At 69.6% G+C, this 438-nt stretch carries 1 pseudogene; it reads right to left on the bottom strand.

Annotation, left to right across the window (positions count from 1 at the left end):
• A pseudogene (locus MOV76_RS39500) lies at positions 1 to 266 on the bottom strand (hypothetical protein); the annotation flags it as partial.
• Between the last annotated feature and the right edge of the window lie 172 nt (positions 267 to 438).

Here is a 438-nt window from a genome sequence, read left to right as displayed (position 1 = left end):
CGGAGCGCGGCCGTTGCGCGTCCGCCCGCGTCCATGGAAATCAGGCGGCGGGCGCCGTCGGCAAATGTGGCGGGGTCGCCATGGGCTTCCGCGATCTCAGTGAAAAGCCGCCGATACAGCCGCGGTGACAGGGTAGACCCATCGGCAAGGAGCGGCGCGGTCCCATCCCATCGGGCGGCCGGCAGCATATCCGCGGAAAGCAGCGCTGCCCTGCGGATCCTCGCGGCATCCGAGATCGCCTCGCCGTCCGAACGCGGCGTGCGCATGCTCAGCGCTCCTTCCGCTGCGGCAACAGCAGCAGCAGGCATGCCCCGATGGCGAGGATGATGGCGCCGATCACGGCCAGATTGGGGCCTTTGAAAGCCGAGAGAGCGCTTTGCACCATCGAGAATGGCGCCGCAGCGGGTGCCGGCGTCACTGGTGCTGCTGGGGCGGGCG

The sequence above is a fragment of the Rhizobium sp. PRIMUS64 genome (genome assembly GCF_023006465.1).
In the GTDB taxonomy this organism is placed as follows: Bacteria; Pseudomonadota; Alphaproteobacteria; order Rhizobiales; family Rhizobiaceae; genus Rhizobium; species Rhizobium leguminosarum.
Note: the sequence above shows the minus strand (reverse complement) of the source record. Positions and strands in the feature narration are given on the sequence as shown.